Origin of the sequence: Helicobacter fennelliae (genome assembly GCF_900451005.1) — a bacterium.
In the GTDB taxonomy this organism is placed as follows: Bacteria; Campylobacterota; Campylobacteria; order Campylobacterales; family Helicobacteraceae; genus Helicobacter_B; species Helicobacter_B fennelliae.
In genome coordinates, this window is the sequence record NZ_UGIB01000001.1 from 1613676 (window position 1) to 1638860 (window position 25185).

General features: G+C 38.8%; 30 protein-coding genes and 1 pseudogene. 23 read left to right on the top strand and 8 right to left on the bottom strand.

The window, feature by feature from the left end; all coding sequences use genetic code 11:
- Positions 1 to 53 precede the first annotated feature (53 nt).
- Both DY109_RS07970 and DY109_RS07975 read right to left on the bottom strand, forming a co-directional pair.
- Positions 54 to 245 carry a hypothetical protein gene (locus DY109_RS07970; RefSeq protein ID WP_023947164.1) on the bottom strand — a complete coding sequence of 64 codons (192 nt, stop codon included), beginning with the start codon at positions 243 to 245 and terminating at the stop codon, positions 54 to 56.
- 246 nt (positions 246 to 491) lie between these two features.
- Positions 492 to 713: a CRISPR-associated protein, Csn1 family gene (locus tag DY109_RS07975; protein ID WP_023947161.1), complete on the bottom strand. Its 222-nt coding sequence runs from the start codon at positions 711 to 713 to the stop codon at positions 492 to 494.
- A 15-nt stretch (positions 714 to 728) separates the two neighbouring features.
- Between DY109_RS07975 and DY109_RS07980 the strand changes: the two genes are divergently transcribed.
- From DY109_RS07980 to DY109_RS08000, 6 genes and pseudogenes are all read left to right on the top strand, one after another.
- Positions 729 to 1400: an NAD(P)H-dependent oxidoreductase gene (locus DY109_RS07980; RefSeq protein WP_023947159.1), complete on the top strand. Its 672-nt coding sequence runs from the start codon at positions 729 to 731 to the stop codon at positions 1398 to 1400.
- Between the two features lie 56 nt (positions 1401 to 1456).
- Positions 1457 to 1810, top strand: a complete 354-nt coding sequence (locus tag DY109_RS07985) for an arginase family protein (RefSeq protein ID WP_023947157.1) — start codon at positions 1457 to 1459, stop codon at positions 1808 to 1810.
- 21 nt (positions 1811 to 1831) lie between these two features.
- Positions 1832 to 2329 (top strand): annotated as a pseudogene (locus DY109_RS07990) (arginase family protein); the annotation flags it as partial.
- Positions 2330 to 2359: 30 nt separating this feature from the next.
- A complete protein-coding gene (locus tag DY109_RS12090) occupies positions 2360 to 2548 on the top strand; it encodes an NADPH-dependent FMN reductase family protein (RefSeq protein WP_023947153.1) in 189 nt (62 codons plus the stop codon).
- Positions 2512 to 2721: an NAD(P)H-dependent oxidoreductase gene (locus DY109_RS12095; protein WP_023947151.1), complete on the top strand. Its 210-nt coding sequence runs from the start codon at positions 2512 to 2514 to the stop codon at positions 2719 to 2721. Before DY109_RS12090 ends, DY109_RS12095 begins: the two co-directional genes overlap by 37 nt.
- Before the next feature lie 29 nt (positions 2722 to 2750).
- Entirely contained in the window at positions 2751 to 3338 is a 588-nt protein-coding gene (locus tag DY109_RS08000; RefSeq protein WP_023947149.1) for an NAD(P)H-dependent oxidoreductase, read from the top strand.
- Between the two features lie 441 nt (positions 3339 to 3779).
- On the opposite strand, the gene murA is transcribed toward DY109_RS08000, so the two are convergent.
- The 6 genes from murA to gltX all read right to left on the bottom strand — a co-directional run bounded on the left by murA (position 3780) and on the right by gltX (position 9649).
- Complete coding sequence (murA, locus tag DY109_RS08005; RefSeq protein ID WP_034549371.1) at positions 3780 to 5048, bottom strand: UDP-N-acetylglucosamine 1-carboxyvinyltransferase; 1269 nt, start codon at positions 5046 to 5048, stop codon at positions 3780 to 3782.
- A gap of 16 nt (positions 5049 to 5064) precedes the next feature.
- On the bottom strand, positions 5065 to 5463 hold the full coding sequence (locus DY109_RS08010; RefSeq protein WP_112058699.1) for a hypothetical protein: 399 nt from the start codon (positions 5461 to 5463) through the stop codon (positions 5065 to 5067).
- A gap of 9 nt (positions 5464 to 5472) precedes the next feature.
- A complete protein-coding gene (gene galU, locus DY109_RS08015; protein WP_023947141.1) occupies positions 5473 to 6303 on the bottom strand; it encodes a UTP--glucose-1-phosphate uridylyltransferase GalU in 831 nt (276 codons plus the stop codon).
- Positions 6304 to 6368: 65 nt separating this feature from the next.
- On the bottom strand, positions 6369 to 8039 hold the full coding sequence (locus tag DY109_RS08020) for a lytic transglycosylase domain-containing protein (RefSeq protein WP_023947139.1): 1671 nt from the start codon (positions 8037 to 8039) through the stop codon (positions 6369 to 6371).
- Entirely contained in the window at positions 8039 to 8314 is a 276-nt protein-coding gene (locus DY109_RS08025) for a YggT family protein (RefSeq protein WP_023947137.1), read from the bottom strand. The genes DY109_RS08020 and DY109_RS08025 overlap by 1 nt, the downstream gene beginning before the upstream one ends.
- 9 nt (positions 8315 to 8323) lie before the next feature.
- Positions 8324 to 9649: a glutamate--tRNA ligase gene (gene gltX, locus DY109_RS08030; protein ID WP_023947135.1), complete on the bottom strand. Its 1326-nt coding sequence runs from the start codon at positions 9647 to 9649 to the stop codon at positions 8324 to 8326.
- 91 nt (positions 9650 to 9740) lie between these two features.
- Here gltX and DY109_RS08035 point away from each other — a divergent pair, with 91 nt between their 5' ends.
- From DY109_RS08035 to atpD, 17 genes are all read left to right on the top strand, one after another.
- Positions 9741 to 10067 carry a hypothetical protein gene (locus DY109_RS08035; protein WP_023947133.1) on the top strand — a complete coding sequence of 109 codons (327 nt, stop codon included), beginning with the start codon at positions 9741 to 9743 and terminating at the stop codon, positions 10065 to 10067.
- A gap of 185 nt (positions 10068 to 10252) precedes the next feature.
- Positions 10253 to 10927: a sulfite exporter TauE/SafE family protein gene (locus DY109_RS08040; RefSeq protein ID WP_023947131.1), complete on the top strand. Its 675-nt coding sequence runs from the start codon at positions 10253 to 10255 to the stop codon at positions 10925 to 10927.
- 453 nt (positions 10928 to 11380) lie between these two features.
- Entirely contained in the window at positions 11381 to 11704 is a 324-nt protein-coding gene (locus DY109_RS08045) for a c-type cytochrome (RefSeq protein WP_023947129.1), read from the top strand.
- A 189-nt stretch (positions 11705 to 11893) separates the two neighbouring features.
- Positions 11894 to 13234: an Asp-tRNA(Asn)/Glu-tRNA(Gln) amidotransferase subunit GatA gene (gatA, locus tag DY109_RS08050; RefSeq protein WP_023947127.1), complete on the top strand. Its 1341-nt coding sequence runs from the start codon at positions 11894 to 11896 to the stop codon at positions 13232 to 13234.
- A gap of 26 nt (positions 13235 to 13260) precedes the next feature.
- On the top strand, positions 13261 to 14706 hold the full coding sequence (gene guaB / locus DY109_RS08055) for an IMP dehydrogenase (RefSeq protein ID WP_023947125.1): 1446 nt from the start codon (positions 13261 to 13263) through the stop codon (positions 14704 to 14706).
- Between the two features lie 121 nt (positions 14707 to 14827).
- Positions 14828 to 15517 (top strand): tRNA (5-methylaminomethyl-2-thiouridine)(34)-methyltransferase MnmD, encoded by a 690-nt coding sequence (locus tag DY109_RS08060; protein WP_023947123.1) that lies wholly within the window; start codon positions 14828 to 14830, stop codon positions 15515 to 15517.
- 104 nt (positions 15518 to 15621) lie between these two features.
- On the top strand, positions 15622 to 16362 hold the full coding sequence (locus tag DY109_RS08065) for a hypothetical protein (protein WP_023947121.1): 741 nt from the start codon (positions 15622 to 15624) through the stop codon (positions 16360 to 16362).
- 79 nt (positions 16363 to 16441) lie between these two features.
- Positions 16442 to 17344, top strand: coding sequence for a methionyl-tRNA formyltransferase (gene fmt, locus DY109_RS08070; RefSeq protein WP_034549334.1), 903 nt, complete (start codon positions 16442 to 16444; stop codon positions 17342 to 17344).
- Complete coding sequence (locus DY109_RS08075) at positions 17341 to 18087, top strand: biotin--[acetyl-CoA-carboxylase] ligase (RefSeq protein WP_023947117.1); 747 nt, start codon at positions 17341 to 17343, stop codon at positions 18085 to 18087. Before fmt ends, DY109_RS08075 begins: the two co-directional genes overlap by 4 nt.
- 3 nt (positions 18088 to 18090) lie before the next feature.
- Positions 18091 to 18894: a ParA family protein gene (locus DY109_RS08080; protein WP_023947115.1), complete on the top strand. Its 804-nt coding sequence runs from the start codon at positions 18091 to 18093 to the stop codon at positions 18892 to 18894.
- A 1-nt stretch (position 18895) separates the two neighbouring features.
- Positions 18896 to 19744 (top strand): ParB/RepB/Spo0J family partition protein, encoded by an 849-nt coding sequence (locus tag DY109_RS08085; protein WP_023947113.1) that lies wholly within the window; start codon positions 18896 to 18898, stop codon positions 19742 to 19744.
- A gap of 54 nt (positions 19745 to 19798) precedes the next feature.
- Complete coding sequence (locus DY109_RS08090) at positions 19799 to 20227, top strand: F0F1 ATP synthase subunit B family protein (RefSeq protein ID WP_023947112.1); 429 nt, start codon at positions 19799 to 19801, stop codon at positions 20225 to 20227.
- A 22-nt stretch (positions 20228 to 20249) separates the two neighbouring features.
- Entirely contained in the window at positions 20250 to 20762 is a 513-nt protein-coding gene (locus DY109_RS08095) for a F0F1 ATP synthase subunit B (protein ID WP_023947110.1), read from the top strand.
- A complete protein-coding gene (locus DY109_RS08100; RefSeq protein ID WP_023947108.1) occupies positions 20762 to 21286 on the top strand; it encodes a F0F1 ATP synthase subunit delta in 525 nt (174 codons plus the stop codon). Before DY109_RS08095 ends, DY109_RS08100 begins: the two co-directional genes overlap by 1 nt.
- 22 nt (positions 21287 to 21308) lie before the next feature.
- The gene (gene atpA / locus DY109_RS08105) at positions 21309 to 22817 is read left to right on the top strand and encodes a F0F1 ATP synthase subunit alpha (protein WP_023947106.1); all 1509 of its coding nucleotides are present in this window, start codon (positions 21309 to 21311) and stop codon (positions 22815 to 22817) included.
- A gap of 26 nt (positions 22818 to 22843) precedes the next feature.
- Entirely contained in the window at positions 22844 to 23755 is a 912-nt protein-coding gene (gene atpG, locus DY109_RS08110) for an ATP synthase F1 subunit gamma (protein WP_023947105.1), read from the top strand.
- Between the two features lie 19 nt (positions 23756 to 23774).
- Complete coding sequence (atpD, locus tag DY109_RS08115) at positions 23775 to 25169, top strand: F0F1 ATP synthase subunit beta (protein WP_023947103.1); 1395 nt, start codon at positions 23775 to 23777, stop codon at positions 25167 to 25169.
- The last annotated feature ends 16 nt before the right edge of the window (positions 25170 to 25185 follow it).

A 25185-nucleotide genomic window follows, 5' to 3' on the forward strand; every position in this document is an offset into this window, starting at 1 on the left:
AGCATTGTTATTGCAAACAAAGTGAAACAATCCACAAATCAAAAGCGAATTTGTTATTTCTCCCTACCCTCCACCACTACAAACCTTTCTACACCAAAGACTTTTGCGTAAGTGGTGTTTGGCCACTCGTTTGTGTTTTGATTTGGATTGCCCCAATCGCCATATTCTGCAAGTTTTAGAATATGTCCAAAAGCCCAAGTGATGATAGAATCTCCTTTAATAATATAGCCTTGTTTCTTTTTCACTCATTGGCGTCTCTTTTTGCAGGTTTTAGATTTTTGATTAGAATCTTGTAAATCTCTTTCTTCTCTCAATACTTCATCAATAAATTCATCTGCCTTATTGTTAAATTTGAAAGTAAAAACAATAAACAATTTTTAAAGATTCCAAATCTAGGCAGTGTTAAGTTTGGTAAAATTCTTTATAAAGATATTCGCCTATGCTTTTGTAGCCTTTTGCTTGCATAGCTTTTTGATTCTCTTGCAAGGCTTTTAAAACTTTTTGTTTTTCTTCCGCTTCTTTTTCCTTTTTCTCATCTCGTGTTTATTGCCATAGCCCCTATGCTTTGTGATGTGCAAAATCACACGCGCAAATTCGCTAGAATCTAATTTCTGTGTGAGTGCTAAGGCTCGCAATCCATAGGGGCTTTTTGTGCTTTTATCGCATTGACAATAAATAATAAATACACTACTATTTTGCGCTTTTAAATTCACACAAAAGGAGCACTTATGAAATTCCTAGACAACGACAAAATCATCGAGGCATTCCACTTCCGTCACGCGTGCAAGGTATTTGATGGCAGCAAAAAGCTAAGCGAGCAAGACTTCCGCACGATTTTAGAATCTGCGCGCCTTAGCCCTTCTAGCTTTGGCTTTGAGCCTTGGAATCTGCTTATCCTGCGCGATAAAGCGGTGCGCGAAAAGATCTTTGCGCCCACTTGGGGCGGACAGGACGCGCTCAAAAACGCGAGCGAATTTGTGATAATCCTCGCGCGCAAAAATGCCGACTTGCACCCGCAATCTACTTATATCACGCACATGATGAATGATATTCACGGGCTAAATGCTGAGGCGCAAAGCCTGCGCAGAGGCTTTTTTGACACATTCCAAAAAGATCACTTTTGTTTTTATAATAACGATCCAAAAATCTTTGACTGGGCGTGCAAGCAGTGCTATATCGCGCTTGGCAATATGCTCAGCGTTGCGGGGCTTTTAGGTGTAGATTCTCTACCAATTGAGGGCTTTAATCGCGCGCAGGTTGAGGAGATCTTAGCAGATTCTGGTTTGCTAGATTCCAAACATTTTGGTGTCGCGGTGATGTGCGCCTTTGGCTTTCGCTTAAATGAGCCAAAGCACGCCAAAACAAGGCAAAGTTTAGAATCCATCACGCGCTTTGTGTGAGATTCTTTTGTGCAAAATTTCATGCAATTAAGACAAATATTTGACGAAAGGGCGATATGCAGACTTTAGAGCTTGTTTTCCCGCAATGGCAGGGCGGCGACATCACGCGCTTTTTCCCTGAATTGAGCGCTCAAGAGGCAGCGCAAGGCTATTACCTCGGCGCTCAGATTCTAAAACTGCTCACAGAATCCATTAACCCAAACCTTGCCAAAAATAGCGCGCTTGTGCCCATTTCGCTAGAATGGACGCTGGATTCTAACGGACAAAAAATCGTGCAAGAAGGCATCATCGATGGCGCGATTTTACAAAAGCAAACAAAATCTGCGCTGCAAATCCTGCGCGATAAAAATCCGGATAGAATCCTCACGCTTGGTGGCGAGTGCGCGACCTCTATCGCGCCTTTTAGTTAGCTTGCGGATAAATACAAAGGCGATTGTGTCGCGCCCATTTGGCTTGATGCGCATCCAGATTTAGGGCTGCCACATGATGACTTTTATAAAGGCTACCACGCAATGGCTGTGAGCGCGCTAAATGGACGATTGCAAGAGCAATTAAAACTCCCCGTGATTATAAAATCTCATCGCATCTTGCTTGCAGGCTTGCACTCCCACGAAGCAGAAGTGATGAAAGAGTGGCAAAAAGCATTTGGCATAAAATCGCTAAATAGCGCAGAATCTAGCGCGCAAAATGTCCTTGCCTTTTTAGCACAAAGCGGCGCAAAAAAGCTACTCATTCATTTTGACTTGGACGTGCTAAACCCAGCCGAGCTTTACGCAGGCGTGGGCAATAGCGGAAAAATGAGTATTGCACAAATCATGGAAATAATAGAGGCACTCAATGCGGAATATGACATCATAGGGCTAACCATTGCCGAGCATTTGCCAAAATTAGAATTACAGCTTAAATGTCTGCTAGAAAATTGCCATTGATTAAAAACGACCAAAACTAAAGGAGCAAACATGCAAACACTCATACTCTTAACACACCCCGATATTGCGCACTCACGCGTAAATAGGATATTAAAAGATACGCTTTTAGAATCTAGCGAGCTAAAAAATGCACTAGATTCCAAAACCCTGCAAATCCATGAAATCTACAAGGAATACCCACATTGGCAAATCGATGTAGGCGCGAACAAGCGCTATTAGAGAGCGCGCAAAATATCATTTTTCAATTCCCAGTCTATTGGTTCTCTTGCCCGCCGCTACTTAGAAAATATTTTGATGATGTTTTCACACACGGCTGGGCGTATGGAAGCAAGGGTGGCAAGCTAAAGGGCAAAAGAATATGTCGCACTGGTGCGCGAGATGGTAGAATCTAAAGACTAAAAATTATAAAAAAGGAGCAAATATGCAAAAAATCTTAATTTTAAACGGCGGAATGAGTTATGGCGAGAGTGGCGGGAAGCTAAATCTGGCATTTAGCGAGATAATCGCGCAGGAGCTAGAAAAGCTCGGCAAGAGTGTGCAAACCACGTATATCGCGCAAGGCTATGAGATAAAGGCGGAAGTGGCTAAGTGGAAGGACACAGATGCGGTAATCTGGCAGATGCCCGGCTGGTGGATGGGCGAACCATGGATAGTGAAAAAATATATTGATGAAGTGCTGTATGCGGAGGCTCTTGGCGTGCTATTTAGCGGCGATGGTAGGAGTAGGAGCGATGAGTCTAAGCGCTATGGAAGTGGCGGGCTGTGTCAGGGCAAGGCTATGATGCTAAGCACGACTTGGAACGCCCCGCTATATGCGTTTAACGAGGTGGGCGAGCTCTTTGATGGGCGCGGGGTCGATGAGGTCTTTGCGCATTTTTATAAGATTCATAAGTTTATTGGCTTTAGCAAATTTCTACCAAGCTTTATGGCAAATGATGTGCATAAAAAGCCAGATTTCACCAAGTGGGAAGCAGACCTACGTGCGCATGTGAGAGGGAATTTTAGCTAAGTGTTAAAGCACATGTTAGATAAATCCAGAATCTAGATTCTAGATTCCGTAGATTCTAAATTCTAGCTTTTAAGCGATTTGAGCTGCGAGTTTGGATTTTTCCACTGCGACGCACGCACAAGTGCGCCTCATTCCAAAATCCTACACAACCCACAAACTCATCTTAAAATCTAGAATTTTTTACACGCTCTTTTTATCTCCATAGAATCTAGATTTGAATTTGACTGGATTGCCATGTAGTTGCTCGCAATGACGATTACAGCATAGATTCTGTGTTTTTTATTTCTTTAATTTTTTCTGGATTCTTCGGCAAGCCTCAGAATGACGAAGGGTTATTTTGTGGTGAAGTGGCACAAAGTGGATTCTATGGATTGCCACGCAAGGATAAACCTTGCTCGCAATGACGGCTTGGTTTTGGATTACGCTTAAAAACGACAAAAATCACTCCTCTTTTCGTCTTGTGATTTGTGCGCCTATGAGGCTAAGTTTTTGTTCGAGATTTTCATACCCTCTATCAAGATGATAGATTCTGTGGATATTGGTTTGTCCTTGCGCGACAAGTCCTGCCAAAACAAGCGCCGAAGACGCCCGCAAATCCGTAGCCATCACATCTGCGCCGATTAGATTACTTTTGCCTACAATGCTTGCGCTATTGCCATTGAGCGTGATTTGTGCGCCTAATCGCTTCAGCTCGCTAACATGCATAAAGCGATTTTCAAAAAGCGTCTCTTGGATACTTGAAGTGCCCTCGCATTGCGTTGCCAAAGCCATAAATTGCGCTTGCATATCGGTTGGAAATCCCGGATATTCAGTTGTGATGATGTCAAAATGATGAAGTTTTTTAGCCGGCAAAATCTCAATGCTCTGATTTTTGATTTGGATTCCAAAGCCTATTTCTTTGAGTTTATCAAGGATTGCATCAAGATGATGAGGATTTACATCTGTGAGCTTGATTTGCGAGTTTGTTATCGCTCCTGCGCATAAATATGTGCCTGCTTCGATTCTATCGGGTATAACGCGAATTGGCTTAAAATCTAGTGCTTCGCCATCTGTGCCCATTATCTCTAAATCACTCGTGCCAATGCCTTCAATCTCCACGCCAGCCTCTTTAAGCACTTCGCAAAGCTGCACGACTTCAGGCTCTCTTGCGGCATTAATGATTTGTGTTTTGCCTTTTGCAAGAGCTGCTGCCATGATGACATTTTCACAGCCTGTAACAGTGATCTTATCAAACACAATTCGCGTGCCACTAAGCCCATTAGGTGCGTTAGCTACGATATAACCGCCCTGTATCACAATCTGTGCGCCCATTTTTTCCATAGCCTTGATATGCAAATCCACTGGTCGCGCGCCGATAGCACAACCTCCGGGCAAGCTCACTTCACACTGCCTAAATCGCGCCAAAAGCGGACCCAAAACCAAAATAGAAGCGCGCATTTTACGCACAATATCATAAATAGCCTTCGTATGAATAATGCGAGATGAGTCGATACGCACTTTATGATTGGATTCCCATGTGATATTTGAGCCCAAATGTTCAAGCAACTTCGCCAAAGTTTTGACATCAGCCACAAAAGGTAGATTCTGTATCTGCACTTCATTTTTTGCAAGCAATGCACTTGATAAAATCGGTAATGCAGCGTTTTTGGATCCTGATATACTCACCTCACCTTTAAGCAATGCCCCACCTTTGATCTGCAAAAAATCCATACTTTTTCCTTTTTGTTTATTGTTTTTTTGTTTTGAGTGCTGTGCCTACATGTTGAGCGATCTCATCTTTGAGTGAAGGATTTGTAAGGGTGAGCTTTTCTCTGATTTTAGCGGCTTGATCTGTATCGATAAAATCTAATCCACTCAAGCTCTTAACGGTATCAAGCCATTCTTGAAGTCGTTTGGAGTGCGGTGAAATCGTGCCAAAATCCTTATAAAACAACTCAACCAATGCAAAAGCCTCTTCTTGTGTCTTGACTTTAGAGATTTTGTTTTGAAAATCCTTAAGCGTAGGGGCTTTGGGCTTGTGTCCTTGCGAAGAAAGCCGCACGATAACAGAGCCCAAAACAAAAACAACAAGCCCAAATCCAAGAGAAATAAGCAAAAAAATCGTATAAAATCCGTGATGAAACATTAGCGTTTGTTAGCGTTTGCGCGCTTTGTAAGCACTATAAAAATCAGTTGTAGCCTGCACGAAACCATCGATACTTCCGCAATCATAACGTTTGCCTTCAAATTTATACGCAAGCACTCTGCCATTTTTTGCCTGCTCCATAAGCGCGTCAGTGATTTGTATCTCGCCCTTTTTGCCCGGAGGTGTTACACGCAAAATATCAAAAATATCAGGCGTAAGAATGTATCTTCCGATGATAGCGAGATTTGATGGAGCTTCGTTTTTGTTTGGCTTTTCGATTGTTTTATTGACACGATATACATTTTTGGCAATTTCATCGCCTGAGATCACGCCATATTTATCGACTTCATCTTGAGGCACTTCTTCGATCGCTACAATCGAACATTTGTGTTTGTTGTAGAGTTTGACCATTTGTGCTAGCACGCCATCGCCGCTATTAGTGCATAAATCATCAGCCAAAATCACTGCAAATGGTTCGTTGCCAATGAGTGTCTCACCTGTCAAAATAGCATGCCCTAAACCTTTCATTTCATTTTGCCTTGTATAAGAAAAAGTGCATTGACTGATGAGAGTGCGCACTTCTGCGATTAAGGATTCTTTGTCTGTGCCTTTGATTTGGTGCTCAAGCTCATAGCTAATGTCAAAATGATCCTCAATACTGCGCTTTCCTCGTCCTGTAACAATCGCCATTGTATGACAACCTGCCTGTAACGCTTCTTCTACGCCATATTGGATAAGCGGTTTGGTTAGGATTGGTAACATTTCTTTTGGCATTGCTTTTGTCGCAGGCAAAAACCGCGTCCCATATCCCGCTGCTGGAAACAAACATTTACTAATCATTCAAACTCCTTTAAAACATAAATTTTAGCATTGTAGAAAAAAATAACAAACAAAATCCCATATACCTAATATCTTAATGCCGATTGCAAGAGAGCTTCTATATTTATTTCATTGCCTAAAAGTTTGTGATAAATCACATAATTTGCCAAAACTTTCATTCCATAGAATCTTGATTCCTCATTTTGAAGAAGCTCAAGCGAGAGCCAAGGCTCGTATTTGCGATTTTTGATAAAGAGTCTCTTTTTTTCAAGGGTGCGTCGCAAAAATCCCGGTCCGCCATTATACGCATACGCCACAAACAACGGGTGATGAAACTCATCATCAAGCTCTTTGAGATACATTTTGCCAAATTTATACGCCATCGCAGGATCAAACATAGAATCTAATCTCACCCCCTCAAGCCCTATTTTTTTTGCAAACGGCTCGACATTAAATGGCATAATCTGCATCATACCAAGCGCATAAGAGCGCGAAATGAGTGCGGGTAAAAAATTACTCTCTTGTTTAGCGATAGCAAAAGTCATCGCCTGCTCATCGATACTTGCCCACTGCACCAAATCCCTATAAGGCATAATGTAATAATTCACAGAATATTTTGTCAAGCGATTATCAAAATACGCAAAATGCGGAACAGAATCTACATAATAAAAGCTTTTGATGAGCTTTTGATACTGCTGTGTGTCTTTGATATTTGAAATATTTGTGCGCAATGTCTGCCACAAAAATGGATCTTTGATGTCAAAATCTGGATTTTTAGCACCGAGATTCTCAAATGAAGAGATGATTTTAAAATTTGGCGTGGTTTTGAGCTTTTGATTTGCAAAAATAGAAAAAATATCCACAAAATTGCTAGCTTGCAAATCATTGAGAAATAAAGCATTTTGGCTTATGAGGTATTGCCAAAAAATCGCCCTATCTCTAAAAAACGGATCAACAGCCACATTTCTTGAGAGCTCAAAATACCTTAGCGCATCGTGGGTATTATGATGAGTTATAATCTCATTAATCCCGAGCAAAAAGAAGGTATTTGTATCAGATATGGTGATATTTGCTTTTGATATGGCTTTTTTAAACGCGCCAAATTGAGAATCTAAAATGATTGTCTGCAAGATTTTATTAAAAGAAGTTTTGTTTTCATGGGCGAGTTTTTTTATAAGTGATGGCTTGAGATTGCTCTCAAAAAGTTTGAGTTTTTGGGAGTATGAGAGGGCATTAAAAATATCTGCAAAAGTTTGCGCATCAGCTGCAAACATCGCTTCAGTGATATTTTTTTGCCTAAGGATTGCTATTTTTTGAAGTAATTTTGGATTTGCCTGAAGCTTTTGGGTGAAAAACTTTACATCAGCTTGATTCATCAAAGGAATGTCTTGAAGTCTAAGTCCAAATGCAATACATTCTGGATCTTTATTTTTAAGCTCTTGAAGTGAGAGTTTAGCGCAGATGACGCTTTTTGGCATCGCAATATGAAAGCCCTTTTTTTCTAAAGCACTCTTTAGCTTTGGAATCTCATTATACACAAGCGAATACGCCTCAATGCAATCCTGCAAGCTTGTGTCTTTATCACCAATGTATTCCCAAATATAAAAATCCCTTGCCACACCCTTTGGCTTTGTTTGTAGCTCTTCAAGGCTTAGCAGTGGCTTTGAGTTAAGGTTTATACACCCACACACAAAGACAACGCACAGCACAAAAAATAAGTGAGATATATCGCGTTTTAGATTCTGCGGATTCTGCATTAATAAAGCCTCATCATCATCTGAATAAGCGTCATATCAAGCAATTCAAGCGCGATGATAAGCAATAATGGCGAAAAATCTATGCCATTAAAGCTAAGCGGAATCTTGCGTCTCAAAAAATCAAGCACAGGAAAACTTAAGCGGTAAAACACCTGCACGATCGGATTATATGGATCAGGGCGCACCCAGCTCAAAATCGTCGCAATGATGATAATCCAGATATATGCAGTAATGATCATATGCAAAATTTTTCCAATAGCCCCAATGATAATCATGTCAATCCTTTAATTTTTTAGAGATAAGATTTTATCAATCATAAGCCGCAAATACGGATAAGTCTGATGTAGCTCAGGACCGCAAGAAGCCCCGCTTAATACAATACGCAATGGCTTGAAAAACGCCTTGCCTTTGAGATTGCTCTCTTTCATTAATAGTTGCTTAAATTCCTCGTATTCAAGCGGAAGATTTTGCTTTTTTGCACACAAAATATTATACAAAATCATACATTCTTTTGAAAAATCCTGCCCCTCATAAAGCTTTGCGATGTCCTTTGGTGCAAAAATTGCCTCGATTTTCTCGCGCAATTCATTAAGTGTGCTCGCTTCCTCAAGATAGATTCTAGCTAGCGCGCCAAGGCTTAGATTCGGCGTAGAGCTAGAATCCAAAAGCATACTCAAATCGCTTTCATTGAGGTTTTTGAGATGAGCGTGATTGATGAAGCGTAATTTGGCAAGATCAAATTTGACGGGAGATTTGGCTATTTTTTTGATGTCAAACCATTCAATCGCCTCGCTTAGCGTAAAAATCTCATGTGGCACAGCATTACCCATAGCGATGAGATAATTACTAATAGCCACAGGCAAAAATCCCTCTTCCAAAAGCCACACAACAGAAGACGCCCTATCTCTTTTGCTCATTTTTTTGCCATCTTGTCCGAGTATGATTGGCAAATGCGCGAACTGAATGTGTTTGTCATAGCCTAAACTTTGGCGGATAAGCAGTTGTTTGGGGGTATTGCTTACATGATCTTCGCCTCGCACGATATAATCAATATCATAAATCATATCATCGCACGCGCACGCAAAATTATAAGTCGGAATGCCATCTTCACGAATGATGACAAAGCTATCAAGCTCATTTGGCTCAAAAGTAATCTCACCTTTGATTTCATCGCGATATGTGATTGGCTTTTGGCTTCCTCTTAGTCGTATCACAGGCTTTTTGGTAGAATCTTTGCAAATCTCAGCCCAGCTATCATCATAACGAAATGGAATTTTTTGCTCTATGGCTTCTTGCTTTTTTTGCTCCAAAAATTCCTTACTGCAATAGCAATAAAATGCTTTATTGTTTTGTAACAAAAACTCCGCAAATTGCTGATGTTTGGAAAAATTATGGCTTTGATACACAAGACTATCCCAAAACAAACCAAAAAGATTAAGCAAACTCAAAATCTCTTTGTCTTTTCCGGGAATATTTCTTGCCATATCTGTATCCTCGATGCGTATCAAAAATTTCTCATTTCTTTGTTTGGCAAGAATATAATTAAAAATAGCCGCTCTAAGATTGCCAATATGCATATCTCCGGTAGGAGAAGGCGCAAAACGAAGCATAAAAACCCCTTACAAAACTTTATAAATGAGAATTCTAGCATATTAAAATAGTATAATGCGATTTATTTATTTTGTATGCGAGGAGAAAGTATTGAAAATCTATGTGTTAATAGCCATTTTGGCGCAGGCTTTGTGTGCGCAATGGGTAATGTTTAGCGATGGCGTGGATACATATTTGTATAATGACCAAAGTGGCGATGTGTATGTGCGCTACAAAAAAGGCGGAAAAAACTACGAAGATGCGTTTATAAAAATGCCCGCAGGAATCGTGCCAAAAGTAGAATCTAGAGCAAAATCTAAAAGAGAATCCATAGCAGACAAAACCACAGAATCTAGCAAAAAACAAAATCTTGAAGCCATTCAAAAATCACAAGAACTCTTAAGGCAGAGTATAGATTCTAGTAGTTTGCTTGAGTGATAAAAATAATTAAAAATTTGAGCTAACTAGGTGATTTGGCAATCAAAAATATTAAGGACGATTTAGGGCAATTTGGGTGATTTAAGGCGATTTGGGGCAAAATCTAGCACAATCAAGCAAGCACAATCGCACAAAACCAAAATCTAGCAAAAAATCCAAATAAAATTACACAAAAGAAGTTGGCAATGATTGAGCTTGTTTTTGTATTTTTGAGCGCACTTCCTTTGTCTTTGGGGCATTGCATAGGTATGTGCGGGGGCATTGTGATTGCGTATTCTAGCATCAAGCAAGCCCCCAAAAATATGCTTGTAGCACATTGTTGTTATAATCTCGGACGGCTTTTTAGCTACCTTTTGATAGGCATTGTCTTTGGGCTACTTGGCAAGGGGATTGCTTTTATTCCATTTATCCGCGAGATATTTTCGATTATCATCGGAGTGTTGCTGATTGTGTATGCGTGCTGCTTGGTGTTTTTTCCAAAGATTCTGCGATTTTTTGAGCCAAACATCACGCACTTTGGCTTTGTCTCTAAGATTTTTTCATCTTTGTTGCTTTCATCATCGCTATGGAGTTATGTTTTTATCGGCGTGTTAAATGGCTTTTTGCCTTGCGGGCTTGTGTATTTTTTTGCCCTCTCTGCGCTTAATGCCCAATCCATAAGCCCAAATGTCCTCATCGCAAGCACCGCGATAATGGCTAGCTTTTGGTTTGTTACTTTTTTGGTAATGCTAGGGGTTGGGATTTTTGGCAGCACACTTATCAAAAACCACAGAAAAACATTCCTACTCCTAGGATTTGTGTGCATGATAAGCTTTGGCATTTGGAATATATACCAAGGACTTCATACTTTTATTTTGTGATTCTAAGTGATAGCCAAAAGTAGATTCTAAGGGGGTTTATCCTTAAAGAGTCTATAAATAAAAATCAAGAAAAGAAATGCAATAGAATCTAGATTCTATGCAAACACAAAAGAGTGTAAAGAAATCCTCTATTTTTAGGCAGATTTAGTCAGGGTTGTGTAGAAATTTTTAGGCAAGCAAAAACACAAAAAATGTAACAATAGAGTTCATCGCAGGCTAAAAATTTCAAACTCCCTGAAATATGACTTCTCAAGCAAAGCCCTAGAGTTGCATAGCAAAAAGAGAGGATTTAGATTCTGTGTTTAATAAAAATTGCGCTTGCATTATCGCTAATCTTGGTTTCTTATCATTTTTTTACTCATTAAAATCATTTTTCAGTTGATATTAAAGAATAAAAGTTATAAAATACACACTTATGGATTATCCATAAACATTGCAAAGAAAGGAAGACAAATGAAAAAAATACTTTTAGTCGCACTCGTAGTCGCACTCGGTTCAGTTAGTTGCTCTCTTTTACTTAATGCAGCAGCACCTGCTGATATTATCAAAACGAAATGCCAAGCTTGCCATGGTGCAAATATGGAAAAACAAGCCCTTGGCAAAAGCAAAATCGCAAACGCTATGACTCCTGAAGACATCAAAAAAGATTTGTTAGGCTATAAAGCAGGAACGCTTAATCACTTTGGTTTGGGAGCGACAATGTGGGGACAAGCAAAAGCATTGAGCGATCAAGAAATCGATGAGCTTTCAAAATACATTCCTACACTCAAAAAATAACCAACCAAAATAACTCACAATGCTAAGCCTTTGATAAGGCTAAGCCACTTTTCTACAAATCTACATCATATTCAAAGATATTCAAAGCAATACATTAGAAATACATCAGCTTTTAAGCTAGTTTTGTTTATAATCGCAAAATTTCTAAGCCAAATATTCCAAATCAAATATTCTAAGTTAGGAGGTTTTATGGTTACACTCAAAGAAGCCTTATTGCTACCCAAACAAGAGCAAAACGCCCTGAAAGCCATTATCCAAAACAAAGCACAACAAAATATCGAACTCAATGCGTATATTGATTTTTCTGATGATAAATACGAAGGTGTGCCAATTCTCATCAAAGACAATATCAATGTCAAAGACTGGCAAATCACTTGTGCTAGCAAAATCCTACAAGGCTATATCGCCCCATATAATGCAAACGTGATTGAGCGATTGCGCGCAAATGGAATGAGCGCGTTTGGGCGAGCAAATATGGACGAATTTGCAATGGGAAGCACCACAGAATCTAGCTGCTATGGGCGGACAAAAAACCCAAAAAACTCCGCTTGTGTGCCGGGAGGAAGCTCTGGAGGAAGTGCGGCAGCTGTGGCAGGTGGATTAGCCATAGCTGCTCTTGGAAGCGATACGGGAGGTTCGATTAGACAGCCTGCTGGATATTGTGGTTGTGTCGGATTAAAGCCAACTTATGGGCGCGTGAGTAGATATGGACTCATCGCATATAGCTCAAGCCTTGATCAAATAGGACCAATCACCCAAAATGTCGAGGATTGCGCGATATTATTTGATATGATAAGTGGAGCTGACAAAAAAGATTCTACTTGTGCTAATCTCAAGCCTAGCGAAACATTTAAAAAACTCGATAGAGAGCGAGGGTTTAAAATCGGTGTATTGCGGGATTTCTTAAAAGATGCAAGCCCGACTATTGCCAAAGCATACGAAGATACGATTAAGATTCTGGAAGCAAACGGGCATGAGATTATTCCCAAAAAAATGATTGATACAAGTTTTCATATTTCTACATATTATATTTTATGCACGGCTGAAGCAAGCTCAAATCTCGCACGCTTTGATGGAATCCGCTTTGGGCATAGGATTGAAGGCAAGAACCTTAAAGATGTCTATATCAACACGCGGACAAATGGATTTGGCAATGAAGTCAAAAACAGAATCTTATTAGGAAGTTTTGTGCTAAGTAGCGGGTATTATGATGCGTATTATCTCAAAGCCCAAAAAATGCGCGCTCTTATCAAGCAACAATATGAGGAGATTTTTAGCGATGTCGATCTCATACTCTGCCCTGTGGCACCAAATGTCGCCCCAAAATTTCGATCAAGCCAAAGCCCGCTTGAGATGTATCTTAGCGATATTTATACAATCGGCGCAAATCTCGCTGGACTGCCTGCTATATGCCTGCCTGTCGGAGAATCTAAAGAGGGCTTACCTATAGGAATGCAGCTTATTGGTCGGGCATTTGAAGAGCAAAATATATTAGACGCAGCATTTGGCTTAGAGTATCAATTACAATAATTCACAAATTCACAAAAGGAGTTTTTATGAAAATCATCAAAAAAGCACTCACCTTTGAAGATATTTTACTTATTCCCGCCTACTCTGAAGTGTTACCAAAAGAGATTGATACCTCTTCTAAGCTTACCAAAAATATCACCCTCAATATTCCATTTGTATCCGCAGCTATGGATACCGTTACAGAATACCGAACTGCCATTGCTATGGCAAGATATGGCGGGATTGGCATTATCCACAAAAATATGCCAACAGAATTGCAGGTTGAGCAAATCAAAAAAGTCAAAAAAAGCGAGAGTGGCGTTATCCAAGATCCGATTTTTATCCAAGCTAATCGCTCACTTGCTGATGCAAAAATCATCACTGATAATTACAAAATCTCGGGCGTGCCTGTGGTCGATGATTATGGTGTGCTTATTGGAATCTTGACAAATCGAGATATGCGCTTTGAGAATGATTTGAGTCGCAAAATCGGCGATGTGATGACAAAAATGCCGCTTGTTACAGCAAGCGTGGGCGTGAGTCTTGAAGAAGCACAGCAAATCATGCATAAACACAGAATCGAAAAACTGCCACTTGTCGATAACAATAATATCCTCAAAGGTCTTATCACAATAAAAGACATTCAAAAACGAATCGAATATCCAAACGCAAATAAAGATTCTATGGGAAGATTGCGCGTGGGAGGGGCTATTGGCGTAGGTCAGCTTGATAGAGCGCAATCACTCATCAATGCGGGAGTTGATGTGATCGTGCTAGATTCTGCTCACGGACATTCTAAAAATATCATCTCCACGCTTGAAGCGATCAAAAACACGATGAATATCGATGTGATTGTCGGAAATGTCGTAACAAGCCAAGCTGCCACAGATTTAATCAAAGCAGGTGCAGACGCGATAAAGGTTGGAATCGGTCCGGGCAGTATATGCACCACTCGTATCGTAGCAGGGGTTGGAATGCCCCAAATCACTGCGATTGAGGATTGTGCCAAAGTCGCAAGCAAGCTTGGCATACCTGTGATCGCTGATGGCGGGATAAAATATTCCGGAGATGTCGCTAAAGCCTTAGCCATAGGTGCTTCAAGCGTGATGATAGGTAGCCTTCTAGCAGGCACTGAAGAGAGCCCGGGTGATTTGGTGCTATATCAAGGCAGACAATACAAAAGCTATCGCGGAATGGGAAGCATAGGCGCAATGACAAAAGGAAGTGCCGATCGGTATTTTCAAGAAGGCACTGCTCAAGATAAGCTTGTTCCAGAAGGAATTGAGGGGCGCGTGCCTTATCGAGGTAAAATCGGCGATGTGCTACATCAGCTTGTAGGCGGGCTTAGAAGCTCTATGGGCTATATAGGAGCAAGTAATATCCAGAATCTATGGGAAAAAGCACAGTTTGTCGAAATAACTGCCGCGGGATTGCGAGAATCTCATGTCCATGATGTTGATATTACAAAAGAAGCCCCAAATTATCATGGCTAGCATATATCGCCACTGCTTATTTGGCTTGCGCTATCACTTGTGGCTGATTATGTGCTATTACAATGTTTAGCCTATTTTCTATATTTTATGCCAGATTTTTGCCCGCTTCATGCTTTAATCTATGAATAATCTCATTCAAAGTGCCGATGGCTCTATAACAGCATTTAATCAAGAGTTTTGCGAGCATTACTCAAGCCTAAGCGATGGAGCCAAAACGGAAAAACTCTACAAACATATCATTCCTGCTGCAACACTCTTTGCAAATCAGCCACAAATCCGCATACTTGACATTTGCTTTGGGCTTGGATATACAGCATTTTTGAGCGCGCAAATCTATACTCACACCGCGCAATCTATCCATATCATCTCGCTTGAAAAAAACCCAGCCACTCTACATCTCGCAGCCAAAATCCACAACCTTAGCAAAGAGATGATAACCAAACTTGCAAATGGAGAATCTCTTTTTATCGCACCACATACCAGTTTGCGGATTGTTTGGGGTGATGCAAAAACGCATATAGAATGCTTTGAGGATAATACCTTTGATATTGTCTATCAAGATCCTTTCAGCCCAAACAAAAACAAAGATCTTTGGAGCAAAGAGCATTTTAGGCATTTGTATAGAATCACAAAAGCAAAAAGTGTGATTACAACCTATTCTACAAGCAGGCAGATTAAAGAAAACGCAAGTGAGGCAAAATTTTTAATCTATAAGCTTAAATCCCAGAATCTAAGGGCTTCGAGCATTTTTACAAAATCCCCTATCGCGCTAGAAAATGCCACGCAGATATCTTTGGATAATTTGGCATAAAGCAAGCTTATCTTTTGCTATAATGGCAGTTTTATTGCGTATCGTGTGCGGTTATTATAATGCTATCAAACGCAACCAATGCAAAACCACAAAAAGGAAAAAAAATGGACTATACACCAAACAACCCAAAAATACTCATGCTAGATTCTAGTCAAGAGCTAAAAACCACCAAAAATATGATGTGTAAATCATTAATTGTTGCTACGATTTCATTATTTGCTTTGATGATTCCATTTGTGAATCTCCTTGCTTTGATTGTGTTTGTCGCAGCAAGCATTTGCTATCTTGTGGGCGTGTATCACTTTAGCAAACTCACGCATTCATCAGTATTTGCCTATATGATATATATGCTTATTTGCGTATTTGTTTTGCCACTTATTCCGATATTTTGGATTGCGGCATATCAGAGTATCACACTAGATTCTACGATTATTATAAGTGTTGTTGTTGGATTGGTTTTGGTAGCGATTAATGTGTTTCTTTTTTATCGCATTTGCAAAGCTATGGAATCTATCACTTGCTTATCGCACTTTATGCTGGCATTTAAGTGCTATATAGGAAGCGTGATTATTTCACTTATTGGGCTATTGTATTTATGGTTTAATATTGATATGCAAGAATTTATCGCGCTTTATACTTCAGGTAATGAGATGTCAATTTTCACAGAAAAAAGCTATCAGCAAGGCGGTATGAATGATGGGTTTATTGGGGTAAGTGGCTATATGATAGCGACATTTTTATCTGCGCTCATTTCGCTTGCAAGCGTGGTTTTTTGGATTCTAGGGCATATACGCATACAAGAAGTCAAAGTGCAAGAGAATCTTAAAGATAATCTTAAAAATTAAGATAACTTCAAATCAAGTCAAATAAAACAAAGCAAAAAAACAACTTGCAGAATCTAAAGCGACACAAAGGGCAGTTTGTATGAAACTTATCTTTATGGGCACACCTCTTTTTGCGTGTTATGTGTTTGATGAGCTCATTTTACATCATGAGATTTTGGCTGTTTTTACGCAGCCTGACAAACCTGTGGGGCGCAAAAACATCATCACCCCGCCACCAATAAAGCAAAAAGCATTGCAACATCATATCAAAATCTATCAACCTACAATGCTTGGAAAAGACGAGATAGAGGCTATTGCGAGCCTTAAGCCCGATATGATTGTGGTTGTGGCGTATGGAAAGATTTTGCCAGAATCTATCCTCAAAATCGCGCCCTGTGTGAATGTGCATGCCTCGATTCTGCCAAAATATCGCGGGGCAAGCCCGATACAGCAAATGCTTTTAAGCGATGATAAAGAGTTTGGGGTAACGATTATACGCATGGATAAAGGGCTTGATAGTGGCGATATACTCATGACAAAAACAATTACTCGCGATAGTGTGGAAAATATGGGGCTAGAATCCTTAAGCCAAAAGCTTTCACTTTTGGGTGCGAGCGCACTTTTAGAGGTGCTAGAGCATTATCAAGACATCACGCCCATACCGCAAGACTCCACGCAAGCTACATACTGCAAAAAAATCACAAAAAGCGATGGGTTGATAGACTTTGATGATGCGAAAGAGATTTTCAAAAAATCCCTAGCGTATGAGAACTGGCCCGGAATCTACATTAAAAGTGGTATAAAATTATTTCATCTTACATTATGCAAATATACAGGCACGCACATTGCTGGTGAGATTTTGCAAACTACGCCACATGTCATTATCGGCTGCAAAAAAGGAAGCCTTATCATAGAATCTATCCAAGCCCCAAGCAAACAAAAGATTCTAGCTGCGGATTTTTTGCGAGGTAGAGGACTTAAAGTCGGAGATATTTTACAATGAATATTGAATGGAGGATTGAATGGCTTGATGAGATAGATTCTACACAAAAAGAGCTTGAGCGCAGAATCAAGCACGCACACGCAAAATCTTGCGTACAATCACAGCCCAAATCACAAATCCAACTGCACACCAAAGCCCAATTTATAGCAAATCCGCAGAATCTAGAGGCGCAAAACATCTGTCTTGTCGCAAATAAACAAACAAATGGTATCGGCTCTCGGCATAATAATTGGGAATCTCCAGAAGATGCGCTTATGTTTTCTTTTATTTATGGCGCGATTCCAAAGGATATTCCGATACAGAGTTTGGCGATTTTTTTTGGCTATATCCTCAAGCAAACACTCAATGCGCTTGGCTCTAAGGTATGGCTCAAATATCCAAACGATCTATATATTGAAAATCAAAAAATCGGCGGCATTATGGTTAGCATTGTCAAACAAACGATTATCTGCGGAATTGGCTTAAATCTCAAAGACAAAAAATTTAAAAGTCTTGATATTTGCATTGATAAAAAAGAGTTTTTAGAAAAATATTTTCAAGATTTACAAAATGCTCCAAATTGGAAGCAAATTTTCAGAAACTATAAGCTAGAATTCTATAAAAATTTTTCTTTTTCATTTCACAACCATCATCATGGAAGCAAAGAAAGCGAAATAATCTCTCTCAAAGACGCTATTTTGCTTGATGATGGCTCAATAGAAGTGAATGGAAGAATTATTTATAATTTAAGGTTGATGGAGTAACAAATGAGTGAAATAATTACTGTTGCCAACCAAAAGGGCGGAGTCGGCAAAACAACAACAGCAGTTAATCTCGCAGCATCATTGGCTATTACCGAAAAAAAGGTGCTATTAATTGACTTTGACTCGCAGTCAAATGCGACTGCAAATGTAGGATTCCGCAGAACAGATATTGATTTTAATATTTATCATGTTTTGATGGGAAGCAAAAAAATCTCTGAAGTCATCTTGAAAACAGATATACCTTTTATGGATTTAGTGCCTTCGGATATTGGACTCGTTGGCATAGAAAAAAATTTTTATGTCAATAAAAGTGGTAGAGAGCTTATCCTCAAAAAAAAGATCCAAGAAGTGCAAGATCAATATGATTTTATTATCATTGATTCTCCACCAGCATTAGGACCACTCACGATTAACGCTCTTGCTGCGGCGCATTCAGTGATTATTCCTATCCAATGTGAATATTTTGCGCTTCAAGGTTTGGCACAACTTGTAAGCACAATTCGGCTCTTAAAAGATAATAAAATCAACCCTAATCTTGAAATTAAAGGGTTATTACCAACGATGTATTCATCTCAAAATAATCTATCTAAGCAGGTATTTACAGATTTATCACAGCATTTTGACTCAAAATTATTCAAAAAACATGCTCAAAATAATAATGAAGAAAATCCATATATCATTATCCCAAGAAATGTAAAACTTGCAGAATCTACGAGCTTTGGAAAGCCAATTTTGCTCTATGATATAAAATCAACCGGAAGTGTCGCCTATCAGGATTTAGCGCAAGTTATATTGCAAGGAGCATAATTTGGCAAAAAAACAAGCACTTGGTAGAGGTTTGGGTGAACTTCTTGGTGAAGTGGAAAAAGCATACGAAAAAAATCTAAATGTTCGCTCAGAAGATGTGATTGAACTTAGTGTTGATATTATCAAACCAAACCCCTATCAGCCACGAAAAACATTCAAGCAAGAATCCTTGCAAGAATTAGCCATGTCAATTACGGAGCATGGGCTATTGCAGCCTATCCTTGTATATGAAGATGAGGGTGATTATTTTTTGATAGCTGGCGAAAGAAGGCTTAGAGCAAGCAAAATCGCCAAACAATCAACGATTAAAGCTATCATTGCTGATGTCCCAAAAGATAAACTTCGCGAATTAGCAATCATTGAAAATATACAACGCGAGAATCTTAATCCTATCGATTTAGCCATTTCATACAAAGAGCTTATCGATAGCTATCATATCACACATGATGAGCTTGCCAAAAAGCTTAAAATCTCAAGGACTCAAATCACAAATACATTAAGAATCCTTGAGCTTTCTGAATACACACAGAATCTTATTTTGGAAAATAAAATCTCTCAAGGGCATGCAAAGATTATGGTCGGTCTCTCGCAAGAAGAGCAAAAAATACTTGCTGATTCTATCATCGGACAAAGGCTCTCTGTAAGAGAAACCGAGAATCTTGTCAAAACAATCAAAGCACCAAATCAAAAACCAAATAAACCAATAAACAAAAAGCCTCAGCTTGATTTGCAAAAATTACAAGAAGTATTCAGCGATCTTGGCATTCAAAACACAATCTCTAAGGATACAATTATCATAAAACCCACAAAAGAAAAAATTGATTACTTAATTAAAAAATTAAAATCTTGATTTAAGGTTTAGATTGCTAGAATATAACAAAGATAAAAACAAAAAAGGAAAAATATGAGCATCACAATCCCAAATCCTTGGCTTATGCTGTTGGTTTTTATTGTATTTTTAGTTACGATGTTTTTACTCAATACTTGGCTTTTTAAGCCTCTTTTAGGCTTTATGGACGAGAGAAATACCGCTATACAAAACGATTTACAAAAAATCAACAATAGTGATGCTGAAATTGCAAAAATCAATGATGAAATTAAAACTATCTTTGAAAACGCAAAAAAAGAAGCAAACACAATCCTTGAAAACGCGACAAATGAGGCGCAAGCAGAATACGAAAGTAAAATGCTTAAAAAACAATCAGAATCTCAAGCAAAACTCAAAACTTTTCGTTTAGATTTGCAAGAGCAGAAAAAAGCACTTGAAACAGAGATTGTAGCACATTTGCCTGAGTTTGAAATGGCACTTCAAAACAAAATCCAGCAACTCTAAGATTAAAAAGTAAAGGAAAAATATGAAATATATCATTTTATTATTTGGATTCTGTGGTTTTTTGTTTGCCTCAAACACTGATATTTCTCAAACTGACTTTATCGAGCGAGTGATTAATTTTGTCATTTTTGTCGCTATTTTGTGGTATTTTTTAGCCGATAGACTCAAACAATTATTACAAAATAGAAAAGATGGAATCATTAACAAACTCAATGAAATCCAAGAAAAAATCAAGCTTGCCAATCAAGCAAAAATTCAAGCAAATAATCACCTTGAAGAAGCAAAAAAGAAAGCCGTAGAAATCGTTTCTGACGCCAAAAAAGAAGCTTTGCTTATCAAACAAAAATATGATGAACAATACAAAATAGATACAGAGAATCTATTTAAACACACAGAATCTCTTATGCGTTTTGAGCAAAAAAAAGCAGAAAATGAAGCGGTTGAAAATGTGTTAAATCGGCTCTTTCAAAGCGATGTCGCTCAACATCTAAGCAATAATGAGTATATTAAAATCATTAACAAAAAGGTTTCATAATGGAAGAGATTATCGCCAAAAAATACGCTAACGCGCTGATTAAAACTTATCCTCAAAATATCCTCAAAAATATTTTTGCATCGCTGTGTGATATTTCAAATGCGCTAAGCATCCAAAAATGTCAAGAGATCGTCCATTCTCCATACATCACAAAGCAAGCTAAAACAGATTTTATTCTTTCATTACTCAAACACAAAGAATCCGAAATTTTTATAAAAATACTTTCACAAAACAATCGCATAGAAATTATTCCATTTATCACCAAAGCCTTAAAAAAGCATTTTATGGATACAGAAAAAAAATACGAAGCTATTTTGTATGTGGCTCAAGAGTTAGATTCCGCTACAATCTCTACAATGACAAACAACCTCTCTAAAAAACTTAATGTCGATATTGCGATCAAACAATGTCTGACCAAAATAGATGGCATTAAGTTGATTGTTCAGGATTTGGGCATTGAAATCTCTTTTGCCAAAGAGAGGTTTTTTGAGAATCTAAAAAGCCATATTCTAAAAGCTATTTAATTTAAATATAAGGAGAAATGCTGTGGTAGAAAAATTAAAACCAGAAGAAATTAGTTCGATCATTCAAGACAAAATCAATAGTTTTGAAATCAAAATTGATGTATCCGAAACAGGCAAAGTTATAAGTTATGCTGATGGGGTTGCCAAAGTATATGGACTAAAAAATGTAATGTCTTATGAAATGGTTGAGTTTGAAACCGGGGATTTGGGGCTTGCTTCAAACCTTGAAGAAGGAAGTGTCGGGGTTGTAATCCTTGGAAATGGAAACAAAATCAAAGAAGGAATTTCAGTCAAACGACTCAATAAGCTTATGAAAGTTCCTGTTGGTGAAGCTGTAATCGGACGCGTGATTAATGCCATTGGTGAGCCAATCGATGCAAAAGGCAGTATCAATACAAGTGAGTTTGGATTTATAGAGCAAAAAGCACCCGGAATCATGGATAGAAAATCCGTCCATGAGCCTTTACAAACAGGAATCAAAGCTATTGACGCACTTGTGCCAATCGGTAGAGGACAAAGAGAGCTTATCATAGGCGATAGACAAACAGGTAAAACAACCATAGCCATAGATACGATCATTAACCAAAAAGGACAAAATGTTGTATGTATCTATGTCGCTATCGGGCAAAAAGAATCAACAGTCGCACAAGTTGTCCGAAGGCTTGAAGAGCATGGCGCAATGGAATACACTATAATCATCAATGCCCCCGCTTCATCATCAGCAGCAATGCAATATCTAGCACCATATACAGGCGTTACCATAGGTGAATATTTCCGAGACAATGGCAAACATGCGTTGATTATTTATGATGATTTGACAAAGCATGCCATAGCATATCGTGAAATGAGCCTTATTCTTAGACGACCTCCGGGTAGAGAAGCTTTTCCGGGAGATGTGTTTTATATCCATTCAAGATTGCTAGAGAGAGCAGCAAAGCTCTCTGATGAAAAAGGTGCTGGCTCACTCACCGCACTTCCTATCATAGAAACCCAAGCTGGTGATGTTTCGGCATATATTCCAACAAATGTTATCTCCATTACAGATGGACAGATCTTTTTAGAAACTGACCTTTTTAATTCTGGCGTCCGACCAGCGATTAATGTTGGGCTATCAGTATCTCGTGTTGGTGGGGCTGCGCAGATTAAGGCAACCAAACAAGTTGCTGGAACTTTGAGATTGGATTTGGCACAATACAGAGAGCTTCAAGCATTCTCGCAGTTTGCATCTGATCTTGATGAAACAAGTCGCAAACAGCTTGAGAGAGGACAACGAATGGTGGAAGTTTTGAAGCAACCTCCATATTCTCCGCTTGCTATTGAGCGACAAGTGGTTATTATTTTTGCGGGCGCGAAAGGCTTTTTAGATGATATTCCAGCAAATCGAGTTATGGATTTTGAAAAAGATCTTTATACTTTTATAGAATCTAAATTTCCACAGATTCTCGAAGACATCAGAGCTAAAAAATCTATCGACAAAGATACAGAAAGCGTTTTGTCTAAGGCATTGGAAGAATATAAGCTAGGCTTTTAATTGACATTAAGTTGTAAGGAAATCAAATGGGAAACAACCTCAAAGAGATTAGAACAAAGATTGGAAGTGTTAAAAATACCCAAAAAACAACACGTGCAATGAAATTAGTCTCTACATCAAAGTTAAAAAAAGCAGAAGAAGTAGCTAAGAAATCTCGTGCTTATGCAAATAAACTCAATGACATCTTTGAGGATATTTTGTCAAAAATTCAAATACGCGGATTAGAAAACATCAATAGCAAATTTTTTGCAGAATCTAAAACAAGGCAGATAAAAAAAGTTGATATTGTTTTTATCACAGCCGATAAGGGCTTATGTGGTGGGTTTAATGCCATAACAATCAAGGAAGTTTTAAGGCTTATGGCTGATTGCAAAAAAAATGGGATAAATGTGAGGCTTAGAGGCATTGGCAAAAAGGGTGTTTCTTATTTTACATTTAATCAAATTGATTTGGTTGATAAGATTATCGGTTTGAGCTCATCTCCGAGCTACGATAAATCAAGCGATTTTATCAATAGTGTCATATCTGATTTTTTGGCAGGGGTAACTGATGAAGTTATCCTCGTTCATAATGGTTTCAAAAGCAAAATATCACAAGAGCTTAAGGTGAAGAGTATCTTGCCTCTAGGATTAGATCTTGATAATATCCAGCAAAACACACAAAAATCAAGTCAAGAGATTGTCAGCATTGAGCCAGACGAAGATGAGGATATGGTTTTGGAGCAATTAGCCCAAAGATACATAGAATATAATATGTATTATGCACTGATAGATTCTTTGGCAGCCGAACATAGCGCAAGAATGCAAGCAATGGACGCGGCGACAAAAAATGCTGGCGAATTAGTAAGGAATTTGACTATATCATACAACAAAGCACGACAAGAAGCAATCACAACTGAGCTTGTGGAAATCAATGCCGGCGTCGAATCAATGAAATAAATTTAGTAAGGAGTAACATATGGAAGGAAAAATCATTCAAATAATGGGTCCAGTAGTAGATGTAGATTTTGACTCTTATCTACCATCGATTAACGAAGCACTTGATGTCGAATACATTTTTGATGGAATCAAGAAAAATTTGGTGCTAGAAGTCGCAGCGCATTTGGGAGACAACCGAGTTAGAACCATTGCTATGGATATGACTGAAGGGCTAACACGAGAGCAAAAAGTCATCGCGCGAGGCAAGATGATTGAAGTTCCTGTTGGGGAAGCGGTTTTGGGAAGGATCTTTAATGTCGTGGGTGAAGTTGTCGATGGTGGCGAACCTATCAAAACAGATCTAAAATGGCCTATACATAGAGAATCTCCAAAGTTTGAAAACCAAAGCACAAAAACTGAAATGTTTGAAACAGGAATCAAAGTTGTGGATTTGCTCGCACCTTATTCTAAGGGCGGTAAAGTCGGATTATTTGGTGGTGCTGGCGTAGGAAAAACAGTCGTTATTATGGAGCTTATACATAATGTCGCCTACAAACATAGCGGATATTCTGTGTTTGCTGGAGTTGGTGAGAGAACCCGCGAAGGCAATGACTTGTATCACGAAATGAAAGAGGGTGGGGTTTTGGATAAAGTTGCCCTTTGCTATGGACAAATGAATGAACCACCAGGTGCTAGAAATAGAATCGCCTTTACTGGTCTAACAATGGCAGAATATTTTAGAGACGAAAAAGGGCTAGATGTTTTGATGTTTATTGACAATATTTTCCGCTATGCTCAATCCGGTGCGGAAATGTCTGCTCTTTTGGGTCGTATTCCTTCAGCTGTTGGGTATCAACCGACATTAGCAAGCGAAATGGGTAAGCTCCAAGAAAGAATCACTTCAACCAAAAAAGGCTCTATCACTTCAGTGCAAGCTGTTTATGTTCCTGCTGACGACTTGACTGACCCAGCTCCAGCATCAGTGTTTTCTCACCTAGATGCGACAACCGTTCTCAATAGAAAAATCGCTGAAAAAGGTATCTATCCTGCTGTGGATCCGCTAGATTCTACATCAAGGATTCTCGATCCACATATTATTGGTAGCGAACATTACAACATCGCTAATGGAATCCAGCAGATTCTGCAAAAATATAAAGATTTGCAAGATATTATTGCTATTTTGGGTATGGACGAATTATCCGAAGAAGACAAAAAAACGGTAGAGAGAGCAAGAAAAATTGAGAAATTTTTATCTCAACCATTCTTTGTCGCAGAAGTCTTCACAGGAAGTCCGGGTAAATATGTAACGCTCAAAGAAACACTAGAAGGCTTTAAAGGAATTTTAGAAGGCAAATACGATCACATTCCAGAAAATGCATTTTATATGGTTGGAAATATTCAAGAAGCGATACAAAAAGCAGAGAGCATGAAATAATCCTAAGGGGGAATAT

Excerpts from the sequence above, each read along its gene's own strand:
- DY109_RS07980 (WP_023947159.1), top strand. The coding sequence starts at position 729 with ATGAAATTCCTAGACAACGACAAAATCATCGAGGCATTCCACTTCCGT.
- DY109_RS07985 (WP_023947157.1), top strand. The coding sequence starts at position 1,457 with ATGCAGACTTTAGAGCTTGTTTTCCCGCAATGGCAGGGCGGCGACATC.
- DY109_RS12090 (WP_023947153.1), top strand. The coding sequence starts at position 2,360 with ATGCAAACACTCATACTCTTAACACACCCCGATATTGCGCACTCACGC.
- DY109_RS08000 (WP_023947149.1), top strand. The coding sequence starts at position 2,751 with ATGCAAAAAATCTTAATTTTAAACGGCGGAATGAGTTATGGCGAGAGT.
- murA (WP_034549371.1), bottom strand. The coding sequence starts at position 5,048 with ATGGATTTTTTGCAGATCAAAGGTGGGGCATTGCTTAAAGGTGAGGTG.
- DY109_RS08010 (WP_112058699.1), bottom strand. The coding sequence starts at position 5,463 with ATGTTTCATCACGGATTTTATACGATTTTTTTGCTTATTTCTCTTGGA.
- galU (WP_023947141.1), bottom strand. The coding sequence starts at position 6,303 with ATGATTAGTAAATGTTTGTTTCCAGCAGCGGGATATGGGACGCGGTTT.
- DY109_RS08020 (WP_023947139.1), bottom strand. The coding sequence starts at position 8,039 with ATGCAGAATCCGCAGAATCTAAAACGCGATATATCTCACTTATTTTTT.
- DY109_RS08025 (WP_023947137.1), bottom strand. The coding sequence starts at position 8,314 with ATGATTATCATTGGGGCTATTGGAAAAATTTTGCATATGATCATTACT.
- gltX (WP_023947135.1), bottom strand. The coding sequence starts at position 9,649 with ATGCTTCGTTTTGCGCCTTCTCCTACCGGAGATATGCATATTGGCAAT.
- DY109_RS08040 (WP_023947131.1), top strand. The coding sequence starts at position 10,253 with ATGATTGAGCTTGTTTTTGTATTTTTGAGCGCACTTCCTTTGTCTTTG.
- DY109_RS08045 (WP_023947129.1), top strand. The coding sequence starts at position 11,381 with ATGAAAAAAATACTTTTAGTCGCACTCGTAGTCGCACTCGGTTCAGTT.
- gatA (WP_023947127.1), top strand. The coding sequence starts at position 11,894 with ATGGTTACACTCAAAGAAGCCTTATTGCTACCCAAACAAGAGCAAAAC.
- guaB (WP_023947125.1), top strand. The coding sequence starts at position 13,261 with ATGAAAATCATCAAAAAAGCACTCACCTTTGAAGATATTTTACTTATT.
- DY109_RS08060 (WP_023947123.1), top strand. The coding sequence starts at position 14,828 with ATGAATAATCTCATTCAAAGTGCCGATGGCTCTATAACAGCATTTAAT.
- DY109_RS08065 (WP_023947121.1), top strand. The coding sequence starts at position 15,622 with ATGGACTATACACCAAACAACCCAAAAATACTCATGCTAGATTCTAGT.
- fmt (WP_034549334.1), top strand. The coding sequence starts at position 16,442 with ATGAAACTTATCTTTATGGGCACACCTCTTTTTGCGTGTTATGTGTTT.
- DY109_RS08075 (WP_023947117.1), top strand. The coding sequence starts at position 17,341 with ATGAATATTGAATGGAGGATTGAATGGCTTGATGAGATAGATTCTACA.
- DY109_RS08080 (WP_023947115.1), top strand. The coding sequence starts at position 18,091 with ATGAGTGAAATAATTACTGTTGCCAACCAAAAGGGCGGAGTCGGCAAA.
- DY109_RS08090 (WP_023947112.1), top strand. The coding sequence starts at position 19,799 with ATGAGCATCACAATCCCAAATCCTTGGCTTATGCTGTTGGTTTTTATT.
- DY109_RS08095 (WP_023947110.1), top strand. The coding sequence starts at position 20,250 with ATGAAATATATCATTTTATTATTTGGATTCTGTGGTTTTTTGTTTGCC.
- DY109_RS08100 (WP_023947108.1), top strand. The coding sequence starts at position 20,762 with ATGGAAGAGATTATCGCCAAAAAATACGCTAACGCGCTGATTAAAACT.
- atpG (WP_023947105.1), top strand. The coding sequence starts at position 22,844 with ATGGGAAACAACCTCAAAGAGATTAGAACAAAGATTGGAAGTGTTAAA.
- atpD (WP_023947103.1), top strand. The coding sequence starts at position 23,775 with ATGGAAGGAAAAATCATTCAAATAATGGGTCCAGTAGTAGATGTAGAT.